Consider the following 403-nt stretch of genomic DNA (forward strand, 5'->3'; position numbering starts at 1 on the left):
TTGCCCTGGGGGTCCCAGCCGTTGGTCATGTGGATCATGCGGGCCTGCTCGAGCTTGACCGGGTCGACGCCGCGGGTGACGACGAGGTAGTCGCGCATGGCGATGCCGTGGCGGTTCTCCTCGGAGGTCCAGCGGCCGACCCAGTGGCCCCAGGCGTCGTCCATGGAGAAGTTGGCGGCGATCTCCCGGTGGTAGGTGGGGAGGTTGTCCTCGGTGAGGAGGTTGGTGATCATGGCGGCCTTGGCGACCTCGTCGAGGCGGCTCTCCTCGGGGTCGTAGTCCGATCCGCCGAGGGCGGCGAAGTTCTTGCCGTCCGACCACGGGATGTAGTCGTGGGGGCTCCAGTCCTTCGTCATCGAGAGATGGCGGTTGACGTTGTCCTCGGCGACACCGGAGAGCTCCT

Annotated in this window: 1 protein-coding gene; it reads right to left on the reverse strand. The window is 67.0% G+C overall.

Translation table 11 applies throughout. From position 1 onward, the window contains the following. On the reverse strand, positions 1-403 hold a 403-nt coding region (locus WFK95_RS24700; protein WP_336672298.1), incomplete at both ends, for an acyl-ACP desaturase.

Origin of the sequence: Tsukamurella sp. USMM236 (assembly GCF_037148755.1) — a bacterium.
Taxonomy (GTDB): domain Bacteria; phylum Actinomycetota; class Actinomycetes; order Mycobacteriales; family Mycobacteriaceae; genus Tsukamurella.